Source organism: Photorhabdus sp. RW14-46 (assembly GCF_963887965.1).
Lineage (GTDB): Bacteria > Pseudomonadota > Gammaproteobacteria > Enterobacterales > Enterobacteriaceae > Photorhabdus > Photorhabdus laumondii.
Genome location: NZ_CAWPHH010000003.1, coordinates 255,670 through 274,985 on the forward strand (window position 1 = coordinate 255,670; position 19,316 = coordinate 274,985).

The 19,316-nt window shown below is 42.0% G+C and carries 19 protein-coding genes; 3 read left to right on the forward strand and 16 right to left on the reverse strand.

All coding sequences use genetic code 11. From position 1 onward, the window contains the following. Positions 1–14 precede the first annotated feature (14 nt). The 3 genes from AACQ38_RS04545 (at position 15) to AACQ38_RS04555 (ending at position 4,125) form a co-directional block, all read left to right on the forward strand. The gene (locus AACQ38_RS04545) at positions 15–3,212 is read left to right on the forward strand and encodes a non-ribosomal peptide synthetase (RefSeq protein WP_165577519.1); all 3,198 of its coding nucleotides are present in this window, start codon (positions 15–17) and stop codon (positions 3,210–3,212) included. Between the two features lie 51 nt (positions 3,213–3,263). Then, positions 3,264–3,623 (forward strand): nuclear transport factor 2 family protein, encoded by a 360-nt coding sequence (locus AACQ38_RS04550; protein WP_165577520.1) that lies wholly within the window; start codon positions 3,264–3,266, stop codon positions 3,621–3,623. Between the two features lie 334 nt (positions 3,624–3,957). Beyond that, complete coding sequence (locus AACQ38_RS04555) at positions 3,958–4,125, forward strand: hypothetical protein (protein WP_165577521.1); 168 nt, start codon at positions 3,958–3,960, stop codon at positions 4,123–4,125. Between the two features lie 145 nt (positions 4,126–4,270). On the opposite strand, the gene AACQ38_RS04560 is transcribed toward AACQ38_RS04555, so the two are convergent. The 16 genes from AACQ38_RS04560 to cheR all read right to left on the reverse strand — a co-directional run bounded on the left by AACQ38_RS04560 (position 4,271) and on the right by cheR (position 19,313). Continuing rightward, complete coding sequence (locus AACQ38_RS04560; RefSeq protein ID WP_165577522.1) at positions 4,271–5,263, reverse strand: hypothetical protein; 993 nt, start codon at positions 5,261–5,263, stop codon at positions 4,271–4,273. Beyond that, entirely contained in the window at positions 5,256–6,494 is a 1,239-nt protein-coding gene (locus tag AACQ38_RS04565) for an MFS transporter (RefSeq protein ID WP_165577523.1), read from the reverse strand. Before AACQ38_RS04565 ends, AACQ38_RS04560 begins: the two co-directional genes overlap by 8 nt. After that, positions 6,491–7,624: a hypothetical protein gene (locus AACQ38_RS04570; RefSeq protein WP_165577524.1), complete on the reverse strand. Its 1,134-nt coding sequence runs from the start codon at positions 7,622–7,624 to the stop codon at positions 6,491–6,493. Before AACQ38_RS04570 ends, AACQ38_RS04565 begins: the two co-directional genes overlap by 4 nt. Before the next feature lie 2 nt (positions 7,625–7,626). Beyond that, complete coding sequence (locus AACQ38_RS04575) at positions 7,627–8,790, reverse strand: ATP-grasp domain-containing protein (protein ID WP_165577525.1); 1,164 nt, start codon at positions 8,788–8,790, stop codon at positions 7,627–7,629. Beyond that, entirely contained in the window at positions 8,787–9,248 is a 462-nt protein-coding gene (locus AACQ38_RS04580; protein WP_011146137.1) for a GNAT family N-acetyltransferase, read from the reverse strand. The genes AACQ38_RS04575 and AACQ38_RS04580 overlap by 4 nt, the downstream gene beginning before the upstream one ends. Beyond that, the gene (locus AACQ38_RS04585) at positions 9,248–10,033 is read right to left on the reverse strand and encodes a class I SAM-dependent methyltransferase (protein WP_165577526.1); all 786 of its coding nucleotides are present in this window, start codon (positions 10,031–10,033) and stop codon (positions 9,248–9,250) included. The genes AACQ38_RS04580 and AACQ38_RS04585 overlap by 1 nt, the downstream gene beginning before the upstream one ends. Further along, positions 10,030–10,587, reverse strand: a complete 558-nt coding sequence (locus AACQ38_RS04590) for a LeuD/DmdB family oxidoreductase small subunit (protein WP_165577527.1) — start codon at positions 10,585–10,587, stop codon at positions 10,030–10,032. Before AACQ38_RS04590 ends, AACQ38_RS04585 begins: the two co-directional genes overlap by 4 nt. Beyond that, positions 10,580–11,590: an aconitase family protein gene (locus AACQ38_RS04595; RefSeq protein WP_242685518.1), complete on the reverse strand. Its 1,011-nt coding sequence runs from the start codon at positions 11,588–11,590 to the stop codon at positions 10,580–10,582. Before AACQ38_RS04595 ends, AACQ38_RS04590 begins: the two co-directional genes overlap by 8 nt. A 17-nt stretch (positions 11,591–11,607) precedes the next feature. Beyond that, positions 11,608–11,820: a hypothetical protein gene (locus AACQ38_RS04600; RefSeq protein WP_242685519.1), complete on the reverse strand. Its 213-nt coding sequence runs from the start codon at positions 11,818–11,820 to the stop codon at positions 11,608–11,610. Next, positions 11,817–12,953 carry a homocitrate synthase/isopropylmalate synthase family protein gene (locus AACQ38_RS04605; RefSeq protein WP_165577528.1) on the reverse strand — a complete coding sequence of 379 codons (1,137 nt, stop codon included), beginning with the start codon at positions 12,951–12,953 and terminating at the stop codon, positions 11,817–11,819. The genes AACQ38_RS04600 and AACQ38_RS04605 overlap by 4 nt, the downstream gene beginning before the upstream one ends. A gap of 36 nt (positions 12,954–12,989) precedes the next feature. Then, a complete protein-coding gene (locus AACQ38_RS04610) occupies positions 12,990–14,321 on the reverse strand; it encodes an LLM class flavin-dependent oxidoreductase (protein ID WP_165577529.1) in 1,332 nt (443 codons plus the stop codon). Between the two features lie 196 nt (positions 14,322–14,517). After that, positions 14,518–15,381, reverse strand: a complete 864-nt coding sequence (gene aepX / locus AACQ38_RS04615; RefSeq protein ID WP_165577530.1) for a phosphoenolpyruvate mutase — start codon at positions 15,379–15,381, stop codon at positions 14,518–14,520. A gap of 753 nt (positions 15,382–16,134) precedes the next feature. Continuing rightward, complete coding sequence (gene cheZ, locus AACQ38_RS04620) at positions 16,135–16,785, reverse strand: protein phosphatase CheZ (protein WP_011146128.1); 651 nt, start codon at positions 16,783–16,785, stop codon at positions 16,135–16,137. 9 nt (positions 16,786–16,794) lie between these two features. After that, positions 16,795–17,184: a chemotaxis response regulator CheY gene (gene cheY / locus AACQ38_RS04625; RefSeq protein ID WP_011146127.1), complete on the reverse strand. Its 390-nt coding sequence runs from the start codon at positions 17,182–17,184 to the stop codon at positions 16,795–16,797. A gap of 196 nt (positions 17,185–17,380) precedes the next feature. Continuing rightward, positions 17,381–18,433 carry a protein-glutamate methylesterase/protein-glutamine glutaminase gene (locus AACQ38_RS04630; protein ID WP_165577531.1) on the reverse strand — a complete coding sequence of 351 codons (1,053 nt, stop codon included), beginning with the start codon at positions 18,431–18,433 and terminating at the stop codon, positions 17,381–17,383. Further along, the gene (gene cheR, locus AACQ38_RS04635; RefSeq protein ID WP_011146125.1) at positions 18,426–19,313 is read right to left on the reverse strand and encodes a protein-glutamate O-methyltransferase CheR; all 888 of its coding nucleotides are present in this window, start codon (positions 19,311–19,313) and stop codon (positions 18,426–18,428) included. Before cheR ends, AACQ38_RS04630 begins: the two co-directional genes overlap by 8 nt. Between the last annotated feature and the right edge of the window lie 3 nt (positions 19,314–19,316).

Sequence of the window (19,316 nt, forward strand, 5' to 3'; positions counted from 1 at the left end):
TGTGAGGATTAATTATGAAACAACATCAAGGAAGCTATTACCCCCTGACCGCAGCACAGCAGGAAATTTGGCTGGCTGAACAATTAAATGTAAGCACAGGAATTTATAACACTGGTTGTTATATTGATATTTCAGGTGCTATCGATATTGAGACACTTAACACGGCGTTGTCCCAATTGATAGATGAAGCTGAATGTTTACGAGTAGTCGTTGTGCAACACCCACAAGGACCACAACAACAGATTGTTACCAACCTGCAATGGAAATGCCCACTTATTGATTTATCTCACCATGAAGATGCGTTAATAGAAGCTGAAACCTGGATGAATGCTGAATTGGTGCGGCCGATGGCGTTAACCCTAGGGCCGTTGTTTGGTCTTGCGCTGCTAAAAATCAGTGATGAACACTATTTTCTGTTTATTCGTGTCCATCATCTGGCTAGTGATGCTTTTGGCACTACGTTGCTGATTCAGCGGCTTGCTGAACTGTATACCCAGAAATTGACTGGCGCTGCTGAGCTGGAAAATCCTTTCGGACCTCTTAGCGATCTGTTGGCTTTTGATGAAGAGTACCGTCGCTCGGAAAATTTTCAACATGACCGTCAGTGGTGGTCACAATATATGGTAGGCCGAAGTGAGCCACAGAGCCTTGCCGTGGGGGCGAAGCCCGGTCAGTTTGCCGACTTGGGTTCGTTCAGTTGCACCCCGTGTGAAATCCCGGCCAAGGTCAAGGATATCCTGCGTACTCTGAGTGAAGAGAGTGGAAGTAGTATGGCACAAATTATTATTGCTATCGTTGCTTCCTGGATTTCTCGTCTGACCGATAAGCAGGATATTACTTTAGGTATGCCAGTCACTGCGCGTTCAGGGCGTGCGTTACGTAGTATTCCAGGTATGATATCGAATGTATTACCTCTACGCCTGACAATAGATCCTGCTCATTCCATCGGTGACATTAGTAAGCTGGTCAGCCAAGAAATCCGCCAGTTACTCAAACATCAACAGTATCGTTCTGAAGATATCTATCGTGATTTACAGCGAAATGGTTCTGCTCCCCGCTTGTTTGCGCAGAATATCAATGTGATGCTGTTTAACAGCAATGTGAGCTTTGCGGGTAATTTTGGGCGTACCAAAAATTTGTCCAGTGGGCCGGTAGAAGACCTCACTGTGACCATTTATGATCATAGCGAAGGCGACAGTTTGCAGTTTACGCTCGATACCAATGATAACCTCTACACTCCCCACGATATTAACCTGCAAAAATCTCTTTTTCAGCATTTCATCACTGAATTGCTGGCGGATATATCACGCCCCATTGGTGAGCTGACATTGCCAGATTGGCACATAGGAGACAGCCTATTGCCTGCACGGCGCACCGTATTAAATGAGGAAACACTGACCTCGCGCTTTGAACAACGAGCAATTGCCATGCCGGATAGTGTGGCGCTGACTTATCAACAGGAGAATATTAGTTATACGGTATTGAACCAACGTGCTAACCAACTGGCGCGCTATCTGGTATCACGGCAAATAGGCCCAGAACAGCGTGTTATGGTCTGTTTACCACGTTCTATTGAGATGATGGTGACACTGCTGGCTATCATCAAGGCTGGTGCTGCTTACGTGCCGGTGGAGGCAGATTATCCGCAAAGTCGTCTTGATTTTATGATCGACGATGCTGAACCTGCTTGTGTGATCACCACCAGTGAAATTGCGCAACGCCTGACAGCCAATATCCCCATGATATTGCTAGATGATCCCGAATTGCTCACCCATCTGGAAATGCAAAGTGTTGCTGATCTGTCTGACAAAGAGCGCTTGCAACCGCTGATTTCAGCACATCCTGCTTATATCATTTACACCTCTGGCTCCACCGGTGTGCCCAAGGGCGTGGTAGTGACTCATCATAATGTGATGCGTTTGCTACAAAGTACTCAGCGCTGGTTTAACTTCTCTGAAACTGATTGTTGGACAATGTTTCACTCTTATGCTTTTGATTTTGCGGTCTGGGAGTGTTGGGGAGCATTATTGAATGGCGGAAGATTGGTGATTGTTCCCTGGGAAGTCAGCCGTTCACCTACAGATTTTTTGCAGCTTTTAGTTAGCGAAAAAGTGACGGTGTTAAATCAGACACCTTCAGCGTTTCAGGCGTTGATCCATGCTGATCGCGAAGCCCCTGAACTTGGGCAGAGTTTGGTACTACGCACGGTGATTTTTGGCGGAGAAGCGCTGAATGCGCATATTCTGGAAGAGTGGTATCAAAGACACAATGATAACGCTCCTCAGTTGGTCAACATGTATGGCATTACTGAAACTACTGTACATGTAACCTATTTCCCTCTTTCACGTGAAGTCGTTGCTCAGCCTGCTTCAAGTCTTATTGGTGAACCTATTGATGATCTCGGTATTTATATTCTTGATGAGGCTCAACACCCGGTTCCGGTAGGTTTCGTGGGAGAGATATATGTAGGCGGCGCGGGGGTAGCGCGTGGTTATCTGAATCGTCCTGAACTTACTGCTGAACGCTTCATGGCTGATCCCTTTATCGGCACAGATGCACGCATGTATCGCACGGGTGATCTGGCAAGATTGCGTCGTGATGGGGTACTGGACTTCCTTGGCCGTACTGACGATCAAGTTAAAATCCGCGGTTTCCGTATTGAATTGGGCGAGGTGGCGGCAGCGCTAAATGCACACCCTGATATCGTGCAATCTGAGGTCATTGTGCGTGAAGATGAAGGTCAACAGAAGCGGTTGGTAGGTTATGTCATTGCCCATAAAGGTATTACGCTTGAATCACAGTTAATACGGTCCAGTCTGACCACATGCTTGCCCGAAGCGATGATTCCAGCAGCAATAGTGCAGCTTGATCACTTCCCGTTGACCATTAACGGAAAGTTAGATCGTAAAGCGTTACCGAAACCCATGTGGAACAGTGTAGTAATCAATGAAAGTAGCTCCTCCAGCCCACAAGAACTCTCGCTTTGTCGTCTGTTTGCCGAGTTGCTGGGATTAGAAAATATCTCTCCAGAGGATAATTTCTTTGAGCTCGGCGGCGAATCTTTGGTTGCAATGCGGGTAATAGCAAGAGTGCGTAGTGACTTCGGCGTTGAAATAACGTTGCGCGATCTATTTAACGCACCGAGGGTCAGCCAACTGGTGCAACGATTGAACGCTTTGCAGCAGGAAAATGAAGTCGTTAGCCAGACCTAAATTTTTAACGTGATTATGCTGGCAAATAAATAAAACAGAGGAAAAAACATAATGAACCGAATAGATGAATTAACCGCAGAACTTCTTAGCTCAATGAATCAGTATGACCTTAAACGGCTGGATAATATTTTCTCTGAAGATATTTCACTTTATTATCCGGGCCTTACTCCAATGGTAGGTAAAAAGATGTCGATTATTTTTCTCAAGAAACTTTTTTCGAATTTTGAATATTTACATTTTAGGCAAACGGGGTTCATTGCTAGTAATAACCAGGCTTGCATTATTTGGGAAAATGAAGGACGCCGTAAAAATAGTGATACTTATAGCAATATGGGCGTGACATTAATAGAAATTATGGACGACAAAATAGTTCTCCTCAGCGATTACTTTAAATTTGAAGTACCTCATTAAGCAGGATATCACTGTAATAAAAGATTTGGTGCTCTCTGGATATTGTATTTAATTTATACCCTATGGATTTCAAGATGCATCGCGACGGCAAGGGAGTGAATCCCCGGGAGCATAGATAACTATGTGACCGGGGTGAGTGAGTGCAGCCAACAAAGAAGCAACTTGAAAGATGACGGGTATAGATATTATCGCTACGCTCTTATTTTATTAGTCTGACTTGCAAGGCGAAGGTGAAACAGTGGCTATAAAACGGTGGTTATAAGCTGTTTCACCTTTAGTATCCGTTGTCATATGTAACGACATGGATGATTGCATATACCCTATGAATTTCAAGATGCATCGCGACGGCAAGGGAGTGAATCCCCGGGAGCATGGCAAACTATGTGACCGGGGTGTGGGCAAGTGCAGCCAACAAAGAGGAAACTTGAAAGATGACGGGTATATAACCGTTTCATGCAAAGATAACCACAACTGTTCTATTTCATTCCGCAAGAGAGAATAAGATTAATACCGTTCAATACTATCAATGATATTTCCGGAAATTGTTAACCACTACCGTATACCTGTAATGCAATGTGGTAGACCAATTTTACATGCTTACTACACACCCTAAGTATGTAGTAACAAATTTATGAAGTTACATAAAGCTAATATTCGGTTATTGCCATTGCAAGACTGTATTCAATATCTGCCATCTGAATTTGGCGTAATGTTTCCTGTTTAGGCCGGTAAGGTAACAGATATTCCTGACACTGTGGAAAAGCAAGACATTGCGGTATCGGGCAAGGAGTTGTGGTTTTTTCATTAATTATGCTGACACTATCAATAATATCCGGCCAATACCGCTGCATCTTTATTCCCCCGACGATTGCAGTCGGAGCCAACGGAAATAATAGTGATATATTTGTATAATTATCATAAACATATGCATTTTCCCACTGATGTGTATCTTCAAGTTGATATTCATTAAGTTTTCGGCTTTGTGCATGAGTTAATAAATTCAATAACCAAGGGTGTACACCAGGTTGCTGTCTGGCAAGTGTCTGCATCAATAAGATCAATATATCCAGTGGGAGATAAAGGGTTCTGGCGGCAAGAGAAAACCCCGATAACTGTTCCTGAAATGCCTGCAAAATAATATATGAGAGAGCCAGATTATCGGCATATTGCGCTAATTGTATGCCATGCCCAAGAACAGAGGGATAATACTGTTTATCTAATAATAAAGGAGGTTGACTGGAAATAATATAATGTTTTTTCTTTTTATTACGACTGAATATAGATTGTTTTATTAATACTCCTTCCTCATTGAGATACCACCAAGAATAAGGACGCCAGCCAAGATCACTAAAATTTGTGTGAGTCAGCACAACCCGGAGATGAAAAATTTCATGGTCTTCCTTCTGTTTGTCAGTAACGAATTTACTGACACCAGCCCGTGGAAAAAAGATATTAGGACTGGCATGGGGTAAAGTGACAAATATTTTTTTTGCACAGAGAAAACGTTTCAATGTTACCTCATTCCAACCTAATAAAGACCATATTTGATGTGATAATGTATCCGGCATGGTTGGAAAAAGCAGAGATTTTTTATTATTTATCTGTGAAATAACTAACTGACGATAAATTATATTATTCATGTTTTTTTATTCCTTTATAAGGTAAATCTCGCTGAGATAAATACCATTGCAAAGAAAATAATAATAAGATACCAACCACCAAGTAATAAGTAGTTTTCAGGGAAAAGAGTGATAATAATGCCCCAGCACCTAATGAAAACGTTATCTTAGACAATGAAGCAATGGATGTTCTTAGCATAATAAATTTGCCGACATCCTGTTTTTCAGGCACCTGGTTACATTTCACCTGGATACATATAATGTGACAGGTGGTAAACAGTATTACACAAAATAACAATGCAGCTACCAGATATTTATTCTCTGCTCCAGCCATTAATACAATTATGATTGCACTGATTAATAGCGCATGATTAAGAATAAATTTTTCTCCGACTATTTTTCGCGACAGAAGTAACCCAGAGATAAACCCCGCTATCATACAGCTAATATTGAGTGACGCGTAAAAATTCGCCCCCGATTCAGTAAGAATATCCGCCAGTGGTGGTAAAGAGGTATTAATAAATTGCAATGCACCACTGGCAGGAATCGAAAATAATAATACTTTTCTTAATTCCTGTCGGTTAAATACATGAACGAGATACGCCTTATCCAGTAGTTGTTTCTGTTTTTTATCGGTATGAACTGTTGTTGGTATCACTGATAAAGTAAAAGAAGTAAAAAAGCCGGTTGCTATTGTACTGGCGGCATAAAAAAAACCAGCAATAAATAAGCCTGAATTACCAGCATCCAATGTGAGAAATACTCCTCCCAATGCAGCACCCGATGTTTGCGAAATCTGAATATTTGATGCCGAAATTTGCAACATTTTACTGCCATCCTCCGGCGTAAAATTATCCCGGACAATACGGTTAACCGACGTTTTATTGAACATCTTCACTAGAGATAAAATGCTTTGTACAGTTACAACTGCCAACATGAGTAGTGTAGGTTGTGTTGATGAAAATAAAAAAAACAGTGGCAGGCAGAGTGCTGACAGAGTGAGGATGCCATTACTGACAGTGAGTTGCCGGACAGGGTTTTTAGTATCAGCAAATGAAAGAAGAAAAAACCCCATAATTGCGGACGGAAGATATCCTGCTATTATCGTGAGACTGACAGCTAATGGACTATGTGTGATTTGGAAAACCAACCAGAGAATAATCACACTTTGCATCCCCTCAGCTAAGGCAGAAAAAGCCGTATAAGTTTGGAACCCTATAAATTTTTTCCGCAATAACTGTTGATTCTTCATTGTACTTCTCTCTTAACATGCGTTGATGGGGAAGAGTCTGACAATTGATTAATCAAATTATGAAATTCAGCCAGACTTTGACATGAGGCGAATGCCAAATAGCGAAAGTCGTGAGCACCAGTACGTGTCATTTTATGGCGTGTTTTTTCTAATTCCGATACAGCAACAACATTTGGTAAACGTAATAAATCTGATGCTCTGAGCCTCTCGGGATAAACACCAATAACCCCAGAATAACCGTGATAATCCTGTGATGGTATATTATTAATTGGGCGCAGTAACTGGCTGTTAACAAAAGCCTGCCATAAATTTACTCCAGTAAAACGCAGTAGTGACTCAGCAACGCCAACTCCTGGTGGCCGTAGGCCAATTTCACCAAAAATTAATCGTTCACCCCGTCTGTAAACTTCCATATGAAAAACACCTTGTTTTAACGCTAATTTGGTAATGGCTCGTTGAGCCATAGAATAGGCTATTGAAAACATTGGATGGGATGAAGGTAGGTGAATACTTGCCCTTGTTTGACCTCTGGCACTGAGGATAGGAAGGCTGTAACAAGAAAGGCAGGCTACAGCGATCTCAGACAAATTGACGATACCGTCAAGATGGAATTCTTCTTCTATATCTATTTCTTCCTCAATCAACATTAATGTATCCAGATGAGTAAGTTTTTGATACAGCTGATCGACGGTTAGACGTTCAACATTCTGGCATGAAGAACTAGACAGCGGCTTAATAATAAAATGGGTGGCTGCTCCTTGGGTACATTGTGCAAAATTGTTGTAGAAATGACCGGAAAGCCAACACCTTGGGGCAGGTAATTCATCTTCAAGACATTTACGCATACGCCATTTATTGGTTACACATAACGCCTGTTCATAATTTAAGCCTGGCAATCCATAGCGACTACGGAGAAATCCAGCAAATGCCATGTTACTCTCTGAACTTGCAACCACATAATGAAAAGGCGTCTGATTCATTATGTTATCTATTTTTGCCAGCGTTTTCTCCTGTGAAGCAAAGTACACCTGCGGTTCAGAAACACGAATATAATCAATATCCTGATGTTGATTAATCGATTGTTCTAACATTATTTTGTGAGTATCCAGAATAAGGGCTCGTTCAGACATTATCATTCCCCCGTAAACGCAATAAGTTTATTGACATTTTCTACTAATGTGTAGTGATCCTTATGCGTGATAATCGCGTAGCCAGCACGACCATAAATACCTTGAGATTGCATCTGTGTATCTTCTGTCCAATCCAGTTCAACCAAATCAAAATTCTGGTAAAAAGACTGTTTTGTCAGTGAAACACCGTCAAAAGCACGTAATAGCACAACAGCAAAAAGCTGAGAAGGATATTCAAGCAGGTGGTGTTCATAAGGTAGCCCCAAAGAAAGTGTGGCATGAGCACTATATAGATCGACACCATAGCTCAGTTTTATCATTTCAGGTACCCAGGCACCAGCAGGTCTTAAAGCACATTCACTAAAAAATACCCCTTCCCCATTTTTAAAAAATTCAAGATGGAATACCCCATTAACGGCATCTAAACGTTCCAAAATACGTGGACAAAACTGATCAATTTGTTGGTAAATATCTGGAAAATCTCGACGTGATAGTATTTGTAAAGCCAGTGTTTTTCCTTCATTACATTGCATCACCGGGGTGGCATATTGGCTGATAGAGAACCAATGTAATTTACCTTCAGACCAAATCCCATCAACACAAAATTCATCAGCAGTGATCTTATTTTCCGCAACGTAGGCCACATTACTTAGATTTTTTTCATACTGTTGGAAATAAGTTTCATACTCTGATTCTGAGTTGATAGCAGTAGTAGCAAAAGAACCCATGCCATTAGCTGGTTTTATGATGAAAGGGGTACCTAACTCAACAACCAATTGTGAATAATCGTCATCACGGGTTACATACCGGCAATAAGCATGAGGGACAAGGTGTGCCAGCTTCTGTTTTTGTAAAAATTTATCCCGAAAATATAAAGTATTACAATAATCTTTAGGGCCAGGTAATTGCAACATATCGCGTAATACCGCCGCCGTAAATACACCGTCTTCGTTGCCTGTAACAATACCTATAACTGTATGTAAGGAAAAGTTTAATACACACCGAAGAACTTCTTGTGCATCTTCTAGATTTTTAACTATATAGTACCTCGTGCCATTAAGGGCAGGCTTAACTCTTTTCACTATATGAATAATCTGATATCCCTGATGGGCTAGAGCTGTCGCAATACCTTCACGATATCCTAATACAATAACCGTGTTGTTCATTCATTTTCTCCTGATCGCCAGATATAGAGATCGTGTTCGTTGGTATTAAAAGGGCCTAAATATTCAAATCCTCGTTGAGTAAAGAAATGAATATTCATCGCCAGTGAACGACGTAATGCAATAATAATAGGTAATTGCGCCTGCTGGACTGCTTCTTGGCAAATGATATTGAGTAATTTGCTGGCAATTCCCCGGCACCTGAATGCCGGTAATACAGATAAATAACTGAATGTTAAATTATCGTCCTCTTGCTCAATTAATACAGCCGCAACAACCTGATTATCATATTTAGCAATTCTCCAATAAATTAACTTCTCCATAATACTGACAGGCGTTTCATTCAGTGCTGTCGGCATAAAATCAGCCACAAATGGCAGATAAACGTCTTGCAAGAGTACCAATATTCCCTTGATATCTTCCTCAGTTGGTATAGAGAAGCTGATTGCTATTTCTGACATTATTCATTTCCAGAATTAACCTGCTTAACAACCATAAACAGTTGGCTTTCATATAAAATTGCCAAATTCCCCTCAAATTGATATTTATCCACCAGCATTTTTAATCTTTCGATAAATAACTCACCGTAGGCAGCTAAAGCACGTTGCACTTGAGTTGATGAACGACTCATCCCGATAAACGCTTCGCCGGGAATAGGTATACTCCAACGGGTATTGAGTGTAATATGGAAAGCATTTTCATGCAGGAATACCGTATTCAATTCCTGCGCATAATCAAAATCCCGATAGTGACGGCTATAGTTAGGACTTAATTCTTCCAGCAGATTTTCATACTCATTCAGAAATCCACTATTCCGGTAATCTCGGTTATTTTGCAGGATCGCTATGACGCCATTATCTGCCAGACTGTTTCTGACCAGATTTAATACCATTGCCCGATCCATCCATTGAAAAGATTGTGCTGCCATGATTAGGTCAGGATTACCCACATTGGCGAGATGCTGTTCAGCACTACCATGTAACCAACTGACCCACGGCAGTTTCTGTTTACCGGTGTCGATCATATCCTGCGAAATATCAATGGCAGTGTAATGGTGTTGCTGACCAAGCAAATTTGCCAGCCCTTCGAGAGCAATGCCAGTTCCAGCACCAATATCGACAACAGACAGTGCCTTGTCCTTAGGCAGCCAGTAGCAAATTTCACGGAAAAGTGCCTGCGGGTAACGAGGGCGATAACGATCATAACCTTTAGCCAAACCATCAAATTTTTCTTTATGCTGTGTCATATTATCCTCGGTTCTTTCTCTTTGGGTGATGGATTTTCGGGCAATTGATTAAAAATGTAATTGAGTCGTCCACCTGCGCGGACAACAGCCAACATTTGTTCGGATGGTGGATAAAAATCCGCTAATGACGTTTCAGCGATAAAACGGCCTTCGTTAATTAAACATTCAACAACTAATCCTTCACGAAAACCTTCAATGTCGGCTTCAATCGCTAACAAACCAAGATTCCATGCATTGCGGAAAAAAATCCGCCCGAAAGCAGGAGCAACAACCACAGGTATACCTACTGCTAATAAAGTACTCACCGCCTGTTCCCTTGAACTGCCAATACCAAAAATACCATTACAGACAATAATATCTCCGGGTTGAAGTGTAGAGACAAGCTCAGGAAACCGGTTTTCAAACAGATGAGGAGCCAGTTGAGCTGACTCTGTGTACATATGTTTATAACGTGCAGGGATAATATCGTCGGTAGAAATATCTCCCGTAATCATCCTGACACGTTGATTTTTGATGGAATCCCTTTTTACAAAATCGTTTTTTTGATCAATCATGCCATTCAAGCTCCGTAATCAGCGGCACCCTGCCATGTAATGCCACATTTGCTGCAACTAAAGGCGATGAGAGATAAATTTCCGCTTCAGCATTGCCCATACGCCCTTGAAAATTCCGGTTCATCGTTGAAAGAACCCTTTCCCCTTTGGCGGGAATGGTACCTTGTGTGCCAACACAAGCCCCACACCCGGGAGGAGTCACCAGAGCACCCGCAGAAACAATTTTTTCAATATAGCCACGTCGCATAGCTTCCAGATATACACGTTTTGAACCAGGCGTAACGATACAATGAACATCCTGATGTACGTGGTGCTTATCAAGGATTGCCGCTACTTCCGCAATATCTTCTAATCGGCTGTTGGTACAACTACCGATAAAGACATAATCTATCTTCTGCCCTGACAGAGTTTCCAGCGGCACTGCCTGAGAAGGGGAATGTGGCAGGGAGATATGCGGCGTCAGTCCTGACAGAGAAAATGTCAGATGATGATCAGCGACCTCTGGATTGATAGGCCGCATATTGGCTGGCCTGCCTGGCCCATCCGGCATAAAGACACATTTGGCACCAAGTTCAACACCCATACTGGCGAAACTGGCAGCAGAATCTAAGGAAAGTGTCTGGCTCCATTCCCCACATAGCTCCACTGAGCGGTATAAAAAGGGGGATTGCCCGAAATGTCGCAGTAAAGCGAGCATCACATCTTTAGTCCGCGTAGCCGGATGGGGTTGACCGGAAATACTCAAACTGACTGTTTCCGGTACCTTCAGCCAAGTCTGCCCAGTCAACATTGCTGCCAATACATCTGAAGCTCCCATGCCTAAAGCCAGTGACTGTACGGCCCCCCCTGTACAAGTATGAGAATCAGCTCCAATTACAATGTTACCGGGTTGAAACCACTGCTCTTCCAAGGCAATTAAATGGCTGATACCTTCACCTCTAACAAAAATATTGACACCAATCGACTTGGCAAATTCCATTGCTTCATTAACACGTTCAGCCATTAACCTATCGGGCACAATCACTGAATGGTCGAAAAAAAACCAATTTTTTCCGGGTGCAGAACCCGTTTCAGATTATGTTGGCGAAAAAGTTTAGCGATAGTCGGTGAATTCCCATCCTGAACATAAATTCTATCGACATCAACGGTGATCAGCTCCTTAGCCATAACCCTGGGTTTCTGGCTGTGTTCAGCAATAATCTGATTAGCAATAGGCTGTTCATGAATCATCATTCTGATGTTCCTTCTGCCTGCTGATAGAGTTCATGCAATACATGTGTTGGGATCCCGCCGGGATATTCTCCAGCTGCTTTTCGTACTAGCACCAGACAATATTCCAGTACCAGTGGATCTGTCTTTATGCTATCTTCTTCTAACATATTTTGTAAGATAGCCCGACCGGAATGCTTGCCGATAACCAGACGACGCTGACCGCCAACCTGCTCAGGCTCAAAAGGTTCAAATGTCTTGCTATCTTTCAGCATTCCATTGACATGAATACCGGATTCATGGGCAAAAACATTATCACCAACAATAGGTTGCCAAGGAGAAATTGTATGTTTACTGGCCTGAGCGACTTTCTGAGAGAGGCGGGTAAGTTGTCGAGTATCAACACCGGTATCTATCTGATGGAAATGTTGCAAAGCCATTACCATCTGGGCTAAATCTGGCATCCCGGCTCGTTCCCCCATCGCATTAACGCAGACATGGAAATAACGAGCCCCCACTTCAAGACCCGCCAGCGTATTGGCTACAGCCAGCCCGAAGTCATTATGGCAGTGACACTGCAAATCAATAGCTGATGCCTGACGAACAGCAGAAACCCTCTGTGCATATTGCTGGCTATTCAGAATGCCTATCGTGTCTGAAAGACGTAGACGGTCGGCACCAGCCTGCTCGACGGTAGCCGCGTATTCTTGCAAAAAACTGATTTCTGTCCGGCCGACATCCTCGGCACTGATTGAGACAAAAGCACCTTTATCTTTAGCGAATTTGATCATATCTCCGGCGGTCATTAACAACCAATCTCTGTCTTTGCTCACACTGTGTTTAAGATGAATATTGGAAGTCGGAAGGCCGATATGTATCGCCTTAAATCCCAGAGAGAAAGTATATTTAATATCTTCCAATACCCCCCGATTCCAGCCGATAATATTCACTTCATTCTTGCGTTCCAGCATCTCTTCTAATGCCAGAACTTCATCCCCTTTCATGGCTGGGATCCCAGCTTCTATCCACTTAACACCGGCGTCTACCAACGAATTAAAAATACTCACTTTTGTTTCTTTTGAAAATGCAACACCAGGAGCCTGCTCACCATCGCGTAACGTTGTGTCTTCCAGAATAATATTCTGTTGAATAGTCATAGCATCATAACCTTATTTTTTATTAATGAGTATTATTTAAACGTGAAATTTACTGGGTGGTTTGGGAATATTCAGCTTCTCCCTTAATGTTCCTAATTTATAATCCGTTTTGAACACGCCCAGTTTTTGTAATTCAGGTACAATATGAATCACAAATTCATCCAGACATCCGGGCATATAAGGAGGCATAAGATTAAATCCGTCACAGGCTTTTTCCTGTAGCCACTGTGCCATTTGCGCAGCAACTTGTTGGTAAGAGCCAATAAGAATTAAATGGCCTCTGGCAATAATGATTTTTTCGTATAACTGTTTAATCGTTAAAGACTCTGATCTGGCCATTTTTTCAATAATCGCCCGACGGCTTTGATTTCCATTAGAAACAGGAAGATCTGGCAGAGGTTGATTAATATCGTAGCCTGACAAATCAATACCACCGAGCAAATCAGATAACATGCTGAGACCAAATTCAGGGTGAATAAGCGCCTGCAAATCATTAAATTTATTTTTGGCACTCTCTTCATCAGCGCCAATAAAAAAGCACAGCCCCGGCATAATTAAAATATTGTTATAGTGCCTTTTATATTGACTGAGCCGGGATTTTAAATCGCTATAAAATGCTTTTGCTAAATTCATATCAGGTTGTGCGGTGAAAACTAATTCAGCCGTTCTGGCTGCCAGTTCTTTTCCTGGTTCTGAAGAACCAGCTTGTACAATAATGGGATGGCCCTGAGGAGGACGGGAAATATTTAATGGCCCTTTTACGGAGAAATATTGCCCCTGAAAATTTAATTCATGGCATTTTGATGGATCATAAAAAATACCACTCTGCTTATCACGTGGCAGAGCATCATCATCCCAGCTATCCCACAATCCAGTCACAATGTCCCAGGATTCAGCCGCCTGATGGTATCGTTCATCATGCTCAGGATGTTGAGCAAAACCGAAGTTTTTCGCTGCATGAGATTTAGATGAGGTCACCAGATTCCAGCCAGCGCGCCCACGGCTAATATGATCCAACGAAGCAAATTCACGGGCAATATTAAATGGATGTTTATAGGTGGTGGATGCGGTAGCAACCAAACCGATATGTTCAGTCACCATTGCCAATGCTGATAAGAGAGTCATGGGTTCGAATACGACTACCCGGCTACCATAACCCCGCTGATCATCCTGAAAAACCGAAGGTGTATCAGAAAGAAAAATTAAATCGAGTAAACCTTTTTCCGCTATACGAGCCATATTCAGATAATGCCCGATATCTTGTGCAACTTGCGGATTAACATCAGGGTGACGCCATGCCGCTGGGTGATGCCCAGTACCATAAGCAAGATAAGCACCAAGCACGAGTTGTTTCTGGTTACTTTCCATTATATTTTCCTTATATAATACCTGTCATCTTTCAAGTTACCTCTTTTCTGGCAGCAGTCACTGTTTTCATAAACACACGGTTATCTATGCTCCCAAGAATTCGCTCTTTTGTCACCACGATGCAATTCGGCATCCATAGGTTATATATATGTGTGAGAATATATTTTCTTGATAGAAAAATATTAAAATTCAGGTATCAAGATGCATAAGGAATAAGAGTGATGACTTTTTTTATACTTATGCAATCTTTCTCTACTTCCGCAGAGCGCCCATACTTTAATATTTCGTGAGATACATGCTCCATTGCTTTATAAGCCGCTCTGAGCATATGGTTGGCATAAATAATAATATTAAAACCTGCTTCACTCAGATCATGATGATAAGTTGCTGAATAAGTCGTTGGTACACATATTAGTGGTAATTTTGGATATTTCCTCCTGAATGACTGACTAAAATCAATAACTTCATCAGACGTATTCTGGCAGCTATGGATCATAATGCCATTAGCACCTGCTTTAACATAGGCATTGGCTCTCTCCAATGCATCTTCCATTCCGTAACCAGCAATTAAACTTTCCAGTCGTGCAAAAATCATTAATCGGCTCTTTTGTTGTGCCGCTTTACCTCTAGCTATTTTGTTACTGAATTCTTTAATATCAGCCAATTCTTGTTTAACGCTAGTGCCAAACAGAGAATTTCTTTTATTGCCTGTTTTATCTTCAATAATGACTGCATCAACACCTATCTGCTCCATTTTTCTGACATAATGGACAAAATGCTCAACCCGTCCGCCTGTGTCGGCATCCATAATAACCGGCATTTTAGTGAGTAATTTTATCTCATGAATATTTTGTAAACGACTATTAATATCCAATGTTTCATTATCAGGAATACCTTTAACAGCTGAGTCAGTTAAAGAACTTGACCAGATACCATCAAATTTATGGGTACAGCCATCATCATCTGTATAATTTGTATTTTTGATAATGAGTGCCGAAAGCGGGTTATGTGCTTCAATAAAAGTAAGCGATTTCTTCTCTTTGAGTAACTTCTTCAACATAAAACAACCTCAGTTTAAAAGCCAATCAGATCAAGATGCTATTTCAAATAGTTCAATGAGTATTACTGCCAACACTGCTTGGTTATAACTCTCTCTAAATGAAATTTAGGTGCCCATGTTCTCGCCCTGAGGACTTATACAATGAATTGAAAAATGAAAAAATAATAGTTAAATTTATGCAAAATACCCACTTTTAGTTAACTACAAATTAACATATAAATGCAATTTATCCGTGATAATCATCACAAAATAAAACAGGGGTTCAGATAATATTAACCCGGAGGTGATCTACATCGTTATAAACCCAGAGTTTATGCGGCTTTCAGCCACATAAACACTTATTTAAACTGCCGCCAGTTTAAATAAGTGTAACGCTTGTGAGAAAAAGATGAGAGGTTACTCCAATACTTGTACAATCGGGAACTTCCACCATATAGATTAAGAAATATTGTAAGCTGTCAATGTTATGAATAGAGATGAAACTATTCTCATCATCAAACAAAAATGCGACCCCGTTCAATCCAATCTATAATACGTTATTATCTATGATCCATTGGCTGCAAGAATTACACATCGGGTGGCGAACGAAAACTCCCGTGGCCTGAAAGGGAGAGCAAAATTGCGGTACATCTGCGCTCTTTTGGAAGCAGATATCGTTGGACACATAACCCACCGTCTGACAATGAAAGTGATCCGGTCTTTTATGTAGTAATCTTTAATCCTGAGTGGCAGGTTTACCCCTGCCACGTTTATTTAGAAACCTAAGCTATCCAGTAGATCATCAACCTGAGCCTGATTAGCAATAACACCCACGCCATTTTGATTCACCTGCGGACCATTTAGCAAACTGTCAGCTTCTTTCTTGGTTTTTATCACCTGATCAGCCGGCATGTTTTCCATTAATACCATCACCAACTGTTTTTCTATTTCCTGAATAACATCCATCATCCGCTTGATAACCTGACCGGTAAGATCCTGAAAGTCTTGCGCCATCATGATCTCCAGCAATTGAGCGTTAGTGAAAGCAGTATGTTCAGGTACCGTATTGAGGTAATTCCGGGTATCTATAACCAACGAGCGAGCCACAGGCATCTCAACTGGGTTTTCAAACCACTCATCCCAACGCTTTTTCAGTGATATTGCCGATGACTCTAACTCATTCTGACGAGGTTGCGCCGCTTCAACGCAATTAAGCGCCCTTTCCGCCGCCTGCGCTGTCATCTGCACAACATAGTCCAAACGTTCCCTTGCATCAGGTATTGCCTCAGCCGCCTGAGCAATAGTTTTATCCAATCCCAACTCACGTAAACTATCACGCAACATGCGCGTAAGCTGGCCGATACGGCTGATAATTTCACTGGCGCTAATGGTCTCATCCCTTGGCATGACTGGATTTACACTCATTATGTCTCCTTAGAGGCCCAGTTTTTCAAATATTTTGTTGAGCTTTTCTTCCAGAGTAGCTGCGGTAAAAGGTTTAACGACATAACCACTGGCCCCGGCTTGCGCAGCAGCAATGATATTTTCTTTCTTCGCTTCTGCGGTCACCATCAAAACCGGTATCTTGGCCAATTGGGCATCTTCACGAATGATTTTTAGTAACTCTAAACCATCCATATTGGGCATATTCCAATCAGAGATAATAAAATCAAATTGAGATGCACGAATCTTAGCCAAAGCTTCTGCCCCATCCTGAGCTTCTTCTACATTATTAAAGCCTAATTCTTTTAAAAGGTTACGAACAATGCGACGCATGGTTGAAAAATCATCAACCACCAAAAATCTCAGATCCTTATTCGCCATAAAAACTCCTTGAAATTAGTTACCAGTCAGCACAGAGCCGCTTAAAAAATATTAAATTTATACCCGTTATCTTTCAAGTTGCCTCTTTGTTGGCTGCACTCGCTCACCCCAGTCACATAGTTTGCTATGCTCCCGGGGATTCACTCCCTTGCCGTCGCGATGCATCTTGAAATCTTTAGTGTATATCCGACAGCCGTTAAATACGGACAGCTTGCCCCGAGCTTATTTTTGCCAGCATTCTCTTGCTCATTTTGAGTATATCCATGACCTCGTCCACCGCCCCCATTTGTATTGCCGCTCTTGGCATACCAAATACCACACAACTTGCTTCATCCTGAGCCAACGTGTACGCTCCCGCTTGCTTCATCTCCAGTAAACCCGCTGCGCCATCACTGCCCATGCCGGTTAGTAACACTCCAACAGCATTCTTCCCGGCAAATTTAGCCACTGATCGAAACAACACATCTACAGATGGACGATGACGATTAACAGCCGGTGCATCGGTGATCAGAACCTGATAATCAGCACCATTGCGACATAGTTCCATATGGCGATCACCCGGAGCAATGTAAGCATGCCCCGGCAAAATCCGTTCACCATTTTCAGCCTCTTTCACGGTAATTTGGCTAAGTTTATTCAGTCGTTCAGCAAAAGAACGGGTAAAACCAAGTGGCATATGTTGAGTAATAAGGAGTGCCGGGCTAGTGACAGGTAACGGTTGCAATAAATTCTTTATTGCTTCCGTTCCTCCAGTAGAAGCGCCTACTGCTATCAGTTTTTCACTGGATAACAAAGGCTTAAAACTTAAAGGAGCAGAACTTACCGGTGTGATTATTGGCACAGATAATTTAGCCTGTGCTGCTGTCCGTATTTTCTCCGCAATAAGTTCACTGTAAGCCAGCATGCCTTCACGAATACCCAATTGAGGTTTGGTTATAAAATCAACAGCACCAAGTTCCAATGCCCTTAATGTGATTTCAGAGCCTTTGGCTGTCAGAGAAGAGATCATAACCACCGGCATTGGCCGTAAGCGCATTAATTTTTCCAGAAAATCAATACCATCCATGCGTGGCATTTCAACATCCAGTGTGAGCACTTGTGGATTATGCTTTTTAATGAGATCACGTGCTACCAGTGGATCTGGCGCACAAGCCACTACCTCCATATCCGGGTGACTATTGATGATCTCTCGCATGATTTGACGCATAAGCGCTGAATCATCGACACAAAGAACAGTTATTTTATTCATGACCTCTCCTTGCCCGGCCTACACCGTAAACGGTCTGTCCTAGCAAGTAGAATTCCCGGCTTATTTGAGTGACATTTTCAGAATGCCCTGCAAAGAGCAATCCATCAGGTTTTAACAAAGCAACAAAATGGCGCAGTATCCGTTCCTGCGTCTTTTTATCAAAATAAATCATAACATTACGGCAAAAGATGGCATCAAACTTCTCTTCAAACGGCCAATTGGGATCTAACAGGTTTAGATGCTGGAATGTCACCATGTCAGCAAGTTGCGGCCGGACACGAGCATAACCCTCATAAGATCCAATCCCTTTAAAAAAGTAACGTTTTCTCTGTTGATCGGTCAGGTGACGCAATTCATCCAGTCGATAAACCCCTTTGCGTGCTTTTTCCAATACATGGGTATCAATATCACTGGCAATAATTTTTGCCCGGTGAAAACGCTCCCCTAAGACATCACTTAGTGTCATTGCAATCGAATAGGACTCTTCTCCTGTCGATGCTGCTGCACTCCATACCCGGTACGATCCATTCTTCTTACTTGCATGTTTAGCTAACAGAGGAAAATGATGCGCTTCCCTGAAAAACGCCGTCAGGTTAGTTGTCAATGCATTGATAAATTCCTGCCACTCCTCACTATTCAGATCATTTTCAAGAATGAACAGGTATTGCCCAAAATCACGTATTTCGAGGGTACGCAAACGCCGAATTAAACGGTTGTAAACCATCTCCCGTTTATGTGCAGCTAGCACAATACCCGCACGTTGATATATGAGCTGGCAGATGCGCTCAAAATGCGCATCTGACATGGTATAACGCTGAATCATGTGATGCAGTGGCGAAGATGGCAAACTTGTCACTGAAGCAATTAAATTTGATTTCATCTG

Bases quoted from the DNA above. Each gene is read 5' to 3' on its own strand.
- AACQ38_RS04580 (WP_011146137.1), bottom strand. From the start codon at position 9,248: ATGTCAGAAATAGCAATCAGCTTCTCTATACCAACTGAGGAAGATATC.
- AACQ38_RS04560 (WP_165577522.1), bottom strand. From the start codon at position 5,263: ATGAATAATATAATTTATCGTCAGTTAGTTATTTCACAGATAAATAAT.
- AACQ38_RS04570 (WP_165577524.1), bottom strand. From the start codon at position 7,624: ATGTCTGAACGAGCCCTTATTCTGGATACTCACAAAATAATGTTAGAA.
- cheZ (WP_011146128.1), bottom strand. From the start codon at position 16,785: ATGAGTGTAAATCCAGTCATGCCAAGGGATGAGACCATTAGCGCCAGT.
- cheY (WP_011146127.1), bottom strand. From the start codon at position 17,184: ATGGCGAATAAGGATCTGAGATTTTTGGTGGTTGATGATTTTTCAACC.
- AACQ38_RS04585 (WP_165577526.1), bottom strand. From the start codon at position 10,033: ATGACACAGCATAAAGAAAAATTTGATGGTTTGGCTAAAGGTTATGAT.
- AACQ38_RS04610 (WP_165577529.1), bottom strand. From the start codon at position 14,321: ATGGAAAGTAACCAGAAACAACTCGTGCTTGGTGCTTATCTTGCTTAT.
- AACQ38_RS04630 (WP_165577531.1), bottom strand. From the start codon at position 18,433: ATGAATAAAATAACTGTTCTTTGTGTCGATGATTCAGCGCTTATGCGT.
- AACQ38_RS04555 (WP_165577521.1), top strand. From the start codon at position 3,958: ATGCATCGCGACGGCAAGGGAGTGAATCCCCGGGAGCATGGCAAACTA.
- AACQ38_RS04600 (WP_242685519.1), bottom strand. From the start codon at position 11,820: ATGATGATTCATGAACAGCCTATTGCTAATCAGATTATTGCTGAACAC.
- cheR (WP_011146125.1), bottom strand. From the start codon at position 19,313: ATGAAATCAAATTTAATTGCTTCAGTGACAAGTTTGCCATCTTCGCCA.
- AACQ38_RS04565 (WP_165577523.1), bottom strand. From the start codon at position 6,494: ATGAAGAATCAACAGTTATTGCGGAAAAAATTTATAGGGTTCCAAACT.
- AACQ38_RS04590 (WP_165577527.1), bottom strand. From the start codon at position 10,587: ATGATTGATCAAAAAAACGATTTTGTAAAAAGGGATTCCATCAAAAAT.
- AACQ38_RS04605 (WP_165577528.1), bottom strand. From the start codon at position 12,953: ATGACTATTCAACAGAATATTATTCTGGAAGACACAACGTTACGCGAT.
- AACQ38_RS04545 (WP_165577519.1), top strand. From the start codon at position 15: ATGAAACAACATCAAGGAAGCTATTACCCCCTGACCGCAGCACAGCAG.
- AACQ38_RS04575 (WP_165577525.1), bottom strand. From the start codon at position 8,790: ATGAACAACACGGTTATTGTATTAGGATATCGTGAAGGTATTGCGACA.
- AACQ38_RS04595 (WP_242685518.1), bottom strand. From the start codon at position 11,590: ATGGCTGAACGTGTTAATGAAGCAATGGAATTTGCCAAGTCGATTGGT.
- aepX (WP_165577530.1), bottom strand. From the start codon at position 15,381: ATGTTGAAGAAGTTACTCAAAGAGAAGAAATCGCTTACTTTTATTGAA.
- AACQ38_RS04550 (WP_165577520.1), top strand. From the start codon at position 3,264: ATGAACCGAATAGATGAATTAACCGCAGAACTTCTTAGCTCAATGAAT.